The sequence below is a fragment of the Maribacter ulvicola genome (genome assembly GCF_900155985.1).
Lineage (GTDB): Bacteria > Bacteroidota > Bacteroidia > Flavobacteriales > Flavobacteriaceae > Maribacter > Maribacter ulvicola.
Map to the genome: position 1 here is coordinate 1 of NZ_FTMA01000021.1, position 1,493 is coordinate 1,493.

A 1,493-nucleotide genomic window follows, 5' to 3' on the forward strand; every position below is an offset into this window, starting at 1 on the left:
GACTTTGCGGTGACCAATACGGCCCCTGACCAAACGGTGGCCCTAACGGATGGTGGAAACGGTAATGTAACCATAGGCGGAACATATCCGAACTTCACTATTGATGTACCTAATGCTACTGTCGATACCGATGAACAAGATTTATCCAATACGGTTGTTACCGCAAATGAAAGTGTACGAATAGATATTACCGACGGTGCGAGTACAACAATAGATATCCGTGATGCGGATAACGATCCAAATAATGAGAACCAGACCGTAAGTGCGGGGACTGGGATTTCGGTTAGCCAAAGTGGAGACGACTTTGCGGTGACCAATACGGCCCCTGACCAAACGGTGGCCCTAACGGATGGCGGAAACGGTAATGTAACCATAGGCGGAACATACCCGAATTTTACTATTGATGTACCAGATGCCACGGTAGATACAAATACGGAATACACGGCGGGAAGTGGTCTTAATTTAGCAAGTACGGTATTCAGTGCAGATGTTAGTAATACGGCAGGTAATGCGTTGAGTATAGATGCAAACGGACTTTATGTTTCCGACACAGATAATGATACACAGTATTCAGCTGGTACAGGTTTAGATTTGACAGTTACGGAGTTTAGTGTAGCTGAAAATGGAATCACCAATACTGAATTAGCAAATGATGCAGTTCAAGCCAATAATATTTTAAATGAAGCAGTAACATTATCAAAACTTGCAGACGGAAATGTTGATGGTCAAGTAATGCAGTGGGACGGTTCAAATTGGATATTAGTAGATTTAGGTTCCGTAACGGTGACAGAGAATGATGGGGTAATAGGGAATGAAGTTGTTGGGGTTACTGGAGGTAATAATACATTGACTCGTTCAGGAGATGGTTCCCAAGCAGTCCCATATACCTTAGCAGTTTCTGCCGATGGAATTACAAATAATGAGCTAGCAGATGATGCAGTGGATTTAGCAAATATAGCGGCAGGTTCGGCTTCTGGAGATTTAATACAATGGAATGGTACGGATTGGGAATTTGTAGCGGCAAGTTCTTTAAATACCGATACCCAATACACGGCGGGAAGTGGTCTTAATTTAGCAGGTACGGTGTTCAGTGCAGATGTTAGCAATACGGCAGGTAATGCGTTGAGTATAGATGCAAACGGACTTTATGTTTCCAATGTGGATAATGTGGAGGATGCGGATAGCGATCCAAATAATGAGAATCAGACCGTAAGTGCGGGTACGGGAATTTCGGTTAGCCAAAGCGGAGACGATTTTGCGGTGACCAATACGGCCCCTGACCAAACGGTGGCCCTAACGGATGGCGGAAACGGTAATGTAACCATAGGCGGAACATACCCGAACTTTACTATCGATGTACCTAATGCTACTGTCGATACCGATGAACAAGATTTATCAAATACGGTTGTTACTGCAAATGAAAGTGTACGAATAGATATTACCGACGGTGCGAGTACAACAATAGATATCCGTGATGCGGATAACGATCCAAA

1 protein-coding gene is annotated in these 1,493 nt (G+C 43.8%); it reads left to right on the top strand.

Annotation, left to right across the window (positions count from 1 at the left end; translation table 11 throughout):
- The coding region (locus tag BW936_RS19685; RefSeq protein WP_159439044.1) for a beta strand repeat-containing protein at window positions 1-1,493 on the top strand (1,493 nt) is incomplete at both ends.